Consider the following 10,634-nt stretch of genomic DNA (forward strand, 5'->3'; position numbering starts at 1 on the left):
GAGGGGGGCCCTGTTCGACGCCGATCGGGGGTCCCTTTTGCACGCCGGTTGACAATCAGCCGATTGCCGGAGGTCGACGGTGACAAGCCCGTCCGGGCGAGGTTCAAGGCGTACCCGATCGGCTACTTCCACATCGATCTGGCCGAGGTACGAACCGAGCAGGGCAAGCTCTACCTGCTGGTGGCGATCGATCGTACCTCCAAGTTCGCCTTTGTCGAGCTGCACGAGAAGGCCACGCGCCGGATCGCCGGCGACTTCCTGCGCCACCTCGCGACCGCCGTACCGGATCCACACCGTGCTCACCGACAACGGCACGCACTTCACCGACCCGGCCGGCGACGGCTGGACGCCCGAGGACATCAAGGAGATGCGGGCGCAGAAGACGCCGTTCCTCTGCCACGCCTTCGAAGCGGCATGCGCCGACCTCGACATCGAGCACCGCCTCACCAATCCACGTCACCCGTGGACAAACGGCCAAGTCGAACGGATGAACCGGACCATCAAGGAGGCGACCGTCAAGCGCTACCATTACGAAACGCACGACCAGCGACGGCAGCACCTCGCCGACTTCGTCGCCGCCTACAACTTTGCTCGCCGCCTCAAGACCCTGTGCGGCCTCACACCCTATGAAGCCATCTGCAAAGCATGGACGGAGGAGCCGGATCGGTTCATATCAAACCCGCATCATCAATCGCCGTGAACAAACATCTAGGCTGCTGAAGACGCTGGGGTAGGGTGCTGGTGTCGAAACCGACCGAGGCTGTTGAAAGACTCGGCGATCATAAAGTCCGCGACATAATAGTATTTTTCTAGGCAGTTAACTTCCGATTATGCTGCCAGAACAATCGCCTTTGTTCAAAGACTATGCGTCGATGCAATCATCTTACACGGCCTGAGTCTTTCAACAGCCTCGACCAGTTGTGACACCAGCGGCCAATTTACGAAGAGGTGAGCGACTATGCTGACTGTCAGCCACTCACCTCCCTCCTACCTTAGACCATAGGCCAGTCCGCCACGTTGTGAAGAAACGCGGATCGATTCCACGCTACACCATCTGCAACCGCGATCTGCTCAATCCCGTAGCTTGCGTTGGAGTAAAACTGGTAGTCGACCCGGCTCTCCTGCGAGGTCGTTAGATCGCGCACGAACAGATCGTCATCATCGCGCAGCAGCCCGACTTGGCTGGCGACGAGATCGGTGAACATGAGTGTGTCCACGTCGCTCGCGCTGCCCGCGTCATAGATGCTGTGGGCACCATCACCCGAGGAATACCGGTAGCCCGAGTCAGCTCCAGCAGAACTACGGGTGGCGGGGTCCTCGGCCGCCCGGGCCGCTATGAAGGCGGCAGTCCATATGGTTCCGTCGGCGAAGACGAGCCGCTCGATCGTGTTGCCACCGTCCACTAGCGGAGCATTCCCAATGTAGATGCTGTCGCCTTGTGCGAGGTCGAGTTTCAGGTCGCGACCGTTGTTCCTAGCGGTGACCACCACTTGGTCGGACGTGATCCCCGCGCCCAACTCGATGGTGTCGTTACCGCCGTTCCCACCGTCCCAATAGTCGATGCCGTCGAGGATCGTGTCCTGACCATCGCCGCGGGCGAAGCGATAGGTATCATCGCCGCTCCCACCACCCAGGGTGTCGTTGCCGGTGCCGCCAACGAGCACGTCGTTGCCGTTTCGTGCGTGGATCCAGTCGTCGCCCGCACCGCCCGAGATCGTCTCGCCTCCATGCGTACCGGCAAACCGGTCCGCGCCGCTGGTCGGCGCGATTGACCTGGCGAACAGGTCGGCGGCGGTCCATACGGTGCCGTCGGCAAAAGTGACCCGCTCGATCGTATTGCCGCCATCGGTCAGGGGCGAGTTGCCGATATAGACGCTGTCTCCCTGGCCGAAGTCGATCAGGAGGTCGCGGCCGCCATTCTGTTGCGTCACCGTCACCTGGACGGGCGTGATGCCGGCGCCGAGCGCGATGCGATCGTTCCCGCCGTTCCCACCGTCCCAATAGTCGATGCCGTCGCGGATCGTGTCCTGGCCATCGCCGCGCTCGAACCGATAGGTGTCGTCACCAGAGCCGCCTCCCAGCGTGTCGTTGCCGGTGCCGCCGATCAGCGTGTCGTTGCCATTACGCGCATGGATCCAGTCGGCACCCGCACCGCCCGCGATCGTTTCGTCTCCATGCGTGCCGGCGAAACGGTCCGCGCCGTCGGTCGGGATGACCGAACGGGCGAATAGGTCGGCAGCGGACCACACGGTGCCGTCCGCGAACTTGACCTGCTCGATCCTGTTCCCGCCGTCGGTCAAAGGCGAGTAGCCGATGAGAATGCTGTCGGATCCACCAAGGTCGAGCTTGAGGTCGCGACCGCTATTCTGCTGCGAAATCTTCACCTGATCGGGCGTGATTCCGACGCCCAGCTCGATCGTGTCGTTCCCGCCGTTCCCGCCGTCCCAATAATCGATACCGTCCTGGATTGTGTCCTGTCCGTCGCCCCGGGCGAAGCGGTAGGTGTCGTCACCAGAGCCACCTCCCAGCGTGTCGTTGCCGGTGCCGCCGATCAGGACATCGTTGCCGCTTCGAGCATGGATCCAGTCGTCGCCGGCACCGCCCGCGATCGTCTCGCCGCCATGCGTACCGGCGAAGCGATCCGCGCCATCGGTCGGCGCTACCGACCTCGCGAACAGGTCGGCCGCACTCCAGATGGTGCCGTCCGCGAACACCACTTGCTCGATCGCGTTGCCGCCATCGGTCAGGGGTGAGTAGCCGATGAGGATGCTGTCCCCCTGACCAAGATCGAGCTTGAGATCGCGGCCGCCATTTTGCTGCGAAACCTTCACCTGGTCGGGTGTGATGCCAACTCCGAGTTCGACGCGATCATTGCCGCCGTTCCCGCCATCCCAATAATCGATGCCGTCCTGGATCGTGTCTTGGCCGTCACCTCGGGCGAAGCGGTACACGTCGTCCCCGCTTCCCCCACCCAGCGTGTCGTCGCCCGTGCCGCCGACCAGCACGTCGTTGCCGTTGCGCGCATGGATCCAGTCATTGCCCGCGCCGCCCGCGATCGTCTCCTCGCCATGCGTCCCCGCGAAGCGATCCGCGCCGCCGGTCGGGATCGTCGACCGAGCGAACAGATCCGCCGCCGTCCACATCGTGCCGTCAGCGAACTTGACCTGCTCGATGCGGTTACCGCCATCGGTGAGCGGCGAGTAGCCGATGAGGATGCTGTCGCCTTGGCCGAGGTCGAGCTTGAGATCGCGGCCGTTGTTCTGCTGGGAGATCGTCACCTGGTCGGCCGTGATGCCCACCCCGAGTTCGATGGTGTCGTTCCCGCCGTTCCCGCCGTCCCAGTAGTCGATGCCGTCGAAGATCGTGTCCTGACCGTTTCCGCGCTCAAAGCGGTAGATGTCGTCGCCGGCACCACCACCCAGCGTATCGTTGCCCACGCCGCCGACCAGCACGTCGTTGCCGCTTCGAGCGTGAATCCAGTCGTCGCCGGCACCGCCCGCCATCAAATTGTCGCCGTGGGTGCCATAAAGCCTGTCGGCACCGGCAGTGGCTCCGCTCGAGCGTTGCAACAGGTCAGCCGCCGTCCATACGGTTCCGTCAGCGAACTTGACCTGCTCGATCTTGTTGCCGTCGTCGGTCAGGGGCGAATTGCCGATGGAAATGCTGTCGCCCTGGCCGAGATCAAGCAGGAGGTCACGGCCGCCGTTCTGCTGCGAAACCGTAACCTGGTCGGCCGTGATGCCCACCCCGAGTTCGATGGTGTCGGTTCCGCCGTTGCCGCCGTCCCAATAGTCGATGCCGTCGCGGATCGTGTCCTGGCCGTCGCCGCGGTTGAAGCGGTACACGTCGTCGCCAGCACCACCGCCCAAGGTGTCGGCACCGGTCCCGCCGATCAGGAGATCGTTGCCGCTCCGCGCATGAATCCAATCGTCGCCTGCGCCGCCGGCGATCGTCTCCTCGCCGTGTGTACCGGCGAAGCGGTCGGCCCCTTCGGTCGGAATGGTTGACCGAGCGAACAGGTCGGCCGCAGTCCACACAACCCCGTTTGCGAACCGCACCTGTTCGATCCGGTTCCCGGCGTCGGTCAGGGGCGAGTTGCCGATGAGGATGCTGTCGCCTTGGCCAAGATCGAGCAGAAGGTCGTGCCCGTTGGAGTGCTGGGTCACCTTCACGACGTCTGGGTCGATGCCCATACCAAGCTCGATGGTGTCGTTTCCGCCGTTCCCGCCGTCCCAATAATCGATGCCGTCCCGGATCGTATCCTGGCCGTCACCCCGGGAAAAACGGTAGGTGTCATCACCCGAGCCGCCGCCCAACGTGTCGGCACCGGTCCCGCCGATCAGGACATCATTCCCGCCCCGCGCATGGATCCAGTCGCCGCTCGCGCCGCCCGCGATCATCTCCTCGCCGTGCGTGCCGGCGAAGCGGTCCACTCCATCGGTTGGGATAGTCGACCGGGCGAACAGGTCCGCCGCGGTCCATACGGTCCCGTCGGCGAAGACGACCCGCTCGATCTTGTTGCCGTCATCGGTCAGCGGCGAATTGCCAATGACGATGCTGTCGCCTTGGCCGAGATCGAGCTTGAGATCGCGATTATTTGCCTGCTGGCTGACGGTCACCTGGCCGGGCGTGATCCCGACACCGAGTTCGATCGTGTCGTTTCCGCCGTTCCCGCCATCCCAATAGTCGATGCCGTCCCGGATCGTATCCTGGCCGTCACCCCGGGCGAAACGGTAGGTGTCATCACCCGAGCCACCGCCCAAGGTGTCGGTGCCGATACCGCCGATAAGCACGTCGTTGCCGCTCCGCGCATGGATCCAATCGTCGCCTGCGCCTGCCTCAATGATGTCGTTGAAACGACTGCCCCGGATGTTGTCGGCACCGTCAGTCGCCGAGCTGGCGACAGCGGACACGAAGACTTGCTCCCGCGTGAGCGTCGAGCCATCTGCGAACCGGATCACGTCGACCTGCTCGTCGCCATCACGGTCGAAAGCCTTTTCAACCGTAAACGAGCCTACTTGGCCCGCCACTGTGATGCGAAGGTCGCGACTGGCCTCGCCAACTTGTGCAAAGCGAAGATTTGTGGCCGAAATGCCTACGCCAAATTCAAGGACGTTGTAGCCGTCCCACCCGCCGCCGTTCCGCAGCACGTCATGTCCATCGCCGAGGTTCCAGACGTAAGTATCGTTTCCGTCTGTCTCCCAAATCGTGTCGTCGCCTGCCCCGCCGATCACGCGATCATCGCCATGCCGCGCGTCGATCACGTCATTACCAGCGCCTACGCTGATGACATCATTGAGTCGGCTGCCAAAGACCGAGTCGTTTTCACTGGTACTTGCAGTCTGTAACGCTCGCGCGATAAACTGACTTCTGGTTAGGAAGCTGCCATCAGAAAACTTGATTTCGTCAATCTTTTCATCACCCCAGCTATTGAATGCGTTCTCAATGATGAAAGATCCTGGATATCCGGGAACCTCTATCTTGAGATCAGCGCCACTCTGTCCTACCTGCACAAATTTTAGGTCGCTAGCGACGAAGCCATCAGATAGCTCAATGATGTTGTAGCCATCCCACCTACCGCCGCCTGTGACGGTTTCCGATCCATCGGCAGGGATCCAAAGATAGGTGTCGTTCCCCTCGGATTCCAGGATGGTGTCGTCGCCGGCGTCGCCGGCAACGATGTCGTCGCCTGCTCCAGGTGCAATCGTATCCGCCCCGTCGCCACCGCTTATGAAATCCCGCTCCACACCGCCGGTAAGCTGGTCGTCGCCGGCACCCCCACTAAGGATTTGCGATTTATCCCAGCCTCGGATTGCATCACCCGAGTCCGTCGTAAGTGCCGACAACGCCGCCGAACGCAATTCCACGGCCGAGAATACAGCACCGTCAGCAAAGCTGACGCGTTCAATCCGTGGTACACCATTCAGTTCGAAGGCGTTCTCGATGGTAATCGAGCCGTTTGTGGCTACGATGGTCAACCGATTGGCGGATGATGACCACTGATAAGTTATATCTTCGGAAACAAGCGATGAGAAGGCGATCTCGTCCACTCCACCTGTATCTGCAACGGTAGAGTGGCCGGAGACAGTCTTAAACTGGATAGTCGTGTTTTCTATGCCACCAGTAATAGTGTCAGATCCTCCATCGGAAATGATGAGGTTCGGCGTTAGCCTCCCCGTAGACCCTAATATGTCATCTCCAGTGGTTCCTACAATCTTGTCATGATCTGCACCATGCACCGGCAATGCGGTGTTATGGCTTGCGATGCGCACAGCGAGCTCCAAGGCAGTACCCTTAGTCGGGTCTGGGTTGGCCTTCTCGGCTAGGCTGATCAGCCAAGGGTCGTCCGAGCGCAGACCGCGTGCGGCTTTCCAGCTGTCAGCTGGTGAGGCAGAAGCGTCTAAATCCAGCCGAGATGCCAAGACATCCGCCAACCCATCAGAGAACTTGTCACTAGCAAAGCTATAATGGACTCCCGCAAGGGAATCAGCAAGCGTGCTTGAGGCTGGATTGATGAGGTTTGCTGGTACGAAAGAGGAGACGAGCTGCTCCATCTCCTGCTGTGTCATACTCGACAATGCGCCAGCATCGAGCTCTGTTATTGCCTGAATAAGTGACATGCCTGCCGACTGCAACTCTCCTACTACAGCTTGACGAATAAAGCGGACTGCTAGATTAGCTGAGAACTCCATAAAGACTTCATAGAACGTAGTGTTTCCTGCAACCGCACCTGCCAAACTAACACCAGCAAACTTCTCAGCGATAGCTTTTATCTTCTGGTCATCTGTATCACCAGAAACGCCGGCCCACTCGGCAATAAACTTCTCGAATTTACTCATATTATACACGGGTGTTGAGTAGCCAGCGGTGACGAAGCTCCACGACCAGCTTCCCACTAACTCACTGATCGTTTCCGCATCCTTGAAGTCGGCAACTGCGGCTTGAAGCTTCGACAGATGTCCGGGATCGCTCAATGCCCAATCCCATAGCTCTCGAACGGCTCCGAACCCACGAAGGTTCGCCATGGCGAGCAACTCATCCGGCAGAGCTACACCCGCTGGTATCCCCGCATTGGAGCTTTGATCCGTCGCGAATGCCAAGCTGTACGCATTCCGGACTGCCCCATTGGTGAGCGTCACCGTCCCGCTATTCACGATGACGTTGCCGTCGACGTTCTGATTTACCGCTTGGTTTGATAGATTGATGTGCTGAATGCCTACATCACTGAGCACCGCCAGTTCGGCAGCCTGAGCAATCCCATCCGAGTTGCTGTCTCTCCAAACGCGCAGCGACGCAAACAGGCTGTCAGAGGCGGAAAGCTTGCCATCCTGATTGAGATCGTGCGCGGTCAACGTAGCAAAAGCATCTCCGGCTCCGTCTCCAAACAGATCGGCAAGGCTGGATATTACTCCGTCCCCATCCATGTCACTCACGATGATACCGTCGGTGGGCCCGACCCAGCCAACGCGCTCGCGAGCTCCGTCTCCTCCAAAGTCGAAGGACGCCGTCGAGTAACGCAGGGCCGTTAAGGTTATGCCATCGTTGTCGAGGTCAATGACGAGCGGATCCCGCTGGGGTCGAAAAGGACCAAAGATATCCCCGAGCGGAGTCTGGTTCTGATAGCGCGCTCCACTAAACATACCACCCGGGCCGATATTTTTAAACCGAAGCTCTATATCAGTTACATCAACACCACCGAATTGCGATGAATAGCCAACTCCAGTGAAGACCTTAGCTGTGCCAAATCCTCGGGTGGCCCACGATGGAGCTTCCCAGCCTGCTCCACCAATTATATTCCAATTGCCATTTGCATCAAAACCAGCGCGTCCTTCCCACGGGCCGACGCCGACGCTTACGCTTGGGCCAACACTGCCCGCGCCAACCGGATTTACCCCGACGTTGTAACTTGCCCTTACTACACCTGCATTGAAGTTAAAGTTGAAGGACTGGCCCCCTCTAATCTGCCAAACGTTAGGCATGCTTCGTCCTCCCCTTGTTGATTGCATCCTGTACGCATGTTAAATCGGATATGCCCGCTAGTCTGAGCTTCACCGGCGAATTGCCGTCGGGCGTAGTTACAAAACCAGCAACAACGACTATTGCACTGCTACCCTTGGTGAGCCCGACCGCAGTCTCTAAACGATCAATATCCGACAGTTTCATGTACCTCGAACGCCGCGCAACTTTATCAAAGAGGATGATGCGACTGTTGGTGACTAAGTACACGAAGCGTTTAGCCAAGAACGAAGAGATTACTATCCCAGCAATAACACAGATACCTAGCGTCGCGAGCAGCAATGGAATACCCGAGTCGGTGCGGATTGGTATAAGTGGCGCGTTTCTCGAAGCTACATATAGCCAGCCTGCCGTCCAGATAAACGCTATTAGCCCCACTCTAGAAAGCCAGTACAGAAAGTACCCGACTTTGTCAGGAGAGTGACTCCAAGTCACTACCTCCGAAACATCTAGCGCAGGACCATTAGACGACTGCTCTCGCACAAACCTTAGTCTAAGATCTTCCACATCCGCCCTCCAACATAGCTCGTATAGATCAGCTACGTTTTGTCTAATAACAAGAAATGAAGATCACGCGCACGCTGTTTAGAGAGGTATCAAGTGAGTTTGAATAGCTCCGACTAGTGGAGAACGTTGTTAGCTTTAACTCCAGTTGATGACTGAAGACTAATATCCTCTGCAAACCGACGAGGTAGCTTAATACGTCCTTTACCATAGAGCCTTCCCGCCCCTTGACCAGCGCCAGTCGCCAGTTCGTGCAACTAAGCAGGAGCCGAGCTTGCACGCAACGCTAATTAAATTAGTAACATTCTTTTATTTTGCTCCACCTAAGCTATAGCTGAGTAGGCTGCTGATCATGCGCCCTTGAGCGCGTCAAAACAGCCGGAACGACGCTGTTCTTAAGTGTACTCCTCCGGCGTCTGCCGAATGATGGTGAACAACCAGCCTGCCATATCCGTTTCCTAGACTCCCGCCGCTCGATCGACTCTAATAGCTCGGGATCGGTCGCAAGCCTGTTCCATCGTTTCGGGGACACGCGCCATCCATGCCAGGTTGTCGCGGCAGGCTGCCTCGTTTGCCTTGGCCTCCTCAAGCGCGGCACCGCGGCTCGTCTCTGGGTGATCCCGCATCCCGCGGTCGTGATCCGGGTCGTTCGTCCTAGTCATCTCCGTTCTTCCGGCCTGATCCTGACGGTGCATCGCACGGGCTCACCCGCCTTGGTCGCCGCCCGCTGGCACCGCTCAAGCGCTGCCTCGTTGCCCCAGCCGAGCACCGCGCCTGCCACCATGTTGTTCCACGTCTCGGGGGCACTCGCCCTCGCCAGCCGCCGCGCGCCTTCCCACTGCGACCCGCCAAGCGTCCGCGCCGCTATGCGCTCGGGCCATCGCCAGCCGTCCGGCGTCGCCCGCGCGACCGGTCCGGCGAGCGCCGCCCACAACACCATGCCGGCGACCGCGCCGCCTATCCCGGTCCACGCCAGCCGCCGGTTCTGCTCGTCACCGCGCCGCGCCGATGCGACGTGCCCGTGAAGCTGGCGCGTAGCGTCCTCCAAGTCCTTCCTCGCGGTCGCGATCGTCGCCTGATCCTCGCGCCTGGCGGCGTTGCCCGCCACGGCGATCCGCTGCGCCATTTGCTCGGGCGTCATCGCCATCACCGGGGCCGCGGCAAGCATCTTGCCGATATGGTCGAGCTGCCCGGTCGCGCCGTCCACGCCCTGTTGCAGGCGTCCCAACGTCTCGGAATAATCGGGCGGGTCGGGCGTGCCCCGATCGGCCGCGATGCCCTCCACGGCCCGGCGTAGCAACGCCAGCTCGCCGCGTATCTCACTTCCCATGGCCGCGAACGCCTCGGCCGCGGCGTCGCCCCCATCCTGGTCCAGCTCGTCCACCTCGCCCCCTTACCGGCTCATGCCACGATCACGGTCACGCGCGCCGATCTCAAGCGAGCGGGTCAGCTCCCGCGCCACGTCGCGGTCGCGGTCGATCTTCAACCCAAGCTCGGGCGCGCGGCGCTTCAACACCAATTCCATCTGCGGGTCGCGCGCGAGCCCGGCCGCCGCGCCCGCCATGCGCCTGCCCGCCCGCTCCGCGCCCGCACGGTCGCCCGCGCGCTCCAGCCCCGCCCGCTCGGCCACCGTGCCCCGCCACTGCTCCACGAACCGCTCCGCGCGCTTCTCCGGGTCGGTCCGCACCTGGCGCTCCGCCTCCATCGCCTTGGCCGCGCCACCCGTGCTCCCCTCGGCCGCGGCGCTGGCGAGCTGCGGGTCGCGCTCGATTGCGGATGCGAGGTCGCGCGCACCGTTCGGCCGTACCTGGTCGAGCGCGTTGCCGGCCTTCGCCAGCGTCGTTTCCTGGTGCGCGAGCACGGGCAACCCCTTCGCGCGCATCCGCTCAATGTCGGCCGAGGCGCGGGCGTAGCGGGGTCGCTGCAAGAAAGTGAGCTCTGTGTACGCTAGGGGCGAACGGACCGGGAACTTACCCTTCGGCCTGAGCTGCTGACCCTCCCAGTGCTTGGTAGAGCGCGGTCTTGCCGACCTTCACGCGCGCGGCCGCCTCGCGTACGGTGTGGATCGGCGTGGAACAAGGACCCTCTTAGCGGGGTGATCGGCGTCCAAGAGG

3 protein-coding genes and 1 pseudogene are annotated in these 10,634 nt (G+C 61.0%); 1 reads left to right on the forward strand and 3 read right to left on the reverse strand.

Annotated elements, in window-relative coordinates:
- A pseudogene (locus tag ACFE71_RS13100) lies at nucleotides 1-700 on the forward strand (integrase core domain-containing protein); the annotation flags it as partial.
- A gap of 292 nt (nucleotides 701-992) precedes the next feature.
- On the opposite strand, the gene ACFE71_RS13105 reads toward ACFE71_RS13100, so the two are convergent.
- From ACFE71_RS13105 to ACFE71_RS13115, 3 genes are all read right to left on the reverse strand, one after another.
- Nucleotides 993-7,979 carry a calcium-binding protein gene (locus ACFE71_RS13105; protein WP_375429234.1) on the reverse strand — a complete coding sequence of 2,329 codons (6,987 nt, stop codon included), beginning with the start codon at nucleotides 7,977-7,979 and terminating at the stop codon, nucleotides 993-995.
- 1,199 nt (nucleotides 7,980-9,178) lie between these two features.
- The gene (locus ACFE71_RS13110; RefSeq protein WP_375429235.1) at nucleotides 9,179-9,904 is read right to left on the reverse strand and encodes a DUF6118 family protein; all 726 of its coding nucleotides are present in this window, start codon (nucleotides 9,902-9,904) and stop codon (nucleotides 9,179-9,181) included.
- 9 nt (nucleotides 9,905-9,913) lie between these two features.
- Nucleotides 9,914-10,447: a hypothetical protein gene (locus ACFE71_RS13115; RefSeq protein ID WP_375429236.1), complete on the reverse strand. Its 534-nt coding sequence runs from the start codon at nucleotides 10,445-10,447 to the stop codon at nucleotides 9,914-9,916.
- Nucleotides 10,448-10,634 lie beyond the last annotated feature (187 nt).

Source organism: uncultured Sphingomonas sp., assembly GCF_964237155.1.
GTDB lineage: Bacteria > Pseudomonadota > Alphaproteobacteria > Sphingomonadales > Sphingomonadaceae > Sphingomonas.

Coding starts and splice junctions, on each gene's coding strand:
- ACFE71_RS13105 (WP_375429234.1), bottom strand. CDS start 7,979: ATGCCTAACGTTTGGCAGATTAGAGGGGGCCAGTCCTTCAACTTTAAC.